Below are 223 nucleotides of genomic sequence, written 5' to 3' on the forward strand. Positions count from 1 at the left end.
ATAGCCTCAGCCGAGGCGCGGGAGAGGTCGATGACACGACCATGCGCATAGGGGCCACGATCATTGATCCGCACCACCACCGACTTTCCGGTGCGCTTGTTCACGACGCGCCCCCGGGTGCCGAAGGGCAAGGTGCGATGCGCCGCCGTCAGGTCATTGGTATTGAAGGTTTCACCGCTTGCGGTCCGTCGCCCATGGAAACCGGGGCCGTACCAGGATGCAC

The 223-nt window shown here is 64.1% G+C and carries 1 protein-coding gene; it reads right to left on the reverse strand.

Annotation, left to right across the window (positions count from 1 at the left end; translation table 11 throughout):
• A partial coding sequence (locus tag E4K09_RS01630; protein ID WP_134494619.1) for a septal ring lytic transglycosylase RlpA family protein occupies nucleotides 1-223 on the reverse strand: 223 nt, incomplete at both ends.

Origin of the sequence: Microvirga pakistanensis, from assembly GCF_004458765.1 — a bacterium.
Lineage (GTDB): Bacteria > Pseudomonadota > Alphaproteobacteria > Rhizobiales > Beijerinckiaceae > Microvirga > Microvirga pakistanensis.